At 51.3% G+C, this 267-nt stretch carries 1 pseudogene; it reads left to right on the forward strand.

The features are described from left to right. Positions 1-267, forward strand: a pseudogene (locus DXU84_RS25075) (hypothetical protein); the annotation flags it as partial.

Consider the following 267-nt stretch of genomic DNA (forward strand, 5'->3'; position numbering starts at 1 on the left):
GCTTGAAGGCGCCATCGGGTTACTGAACGACTTTCTGAATATGCCCGCCACGCGCAGCGCGCTGAAGTATCTGAAAATTTATAATCCTTACCGTTTCCTCGAGGAAAAATTACGCGGCGTGATCGACAGCCTGGACGTCTTCGACCTGTTAAGTGTTTTTGATGAACTCCTCTCCGTCACCAAAAAACTTCTCGATAAAGTCACGGCCTGGGGCCCGGCATCGTTAAAGCAACCCGTAGCCGCGTTGTGGAACATGCTGATGGCAGT

Origin of the sequence: Rahnella sp. RcJ3 (genome assembly GCF_009498575.1) — a bacterium.
GTDB classification, from domain to species: domain Bacteria; phylum Pseudomonadota; class Gammaproteobacteria; order Enterobacterales; family Enterobacteriaceae; genus Rahnella; species Rahnella aceris.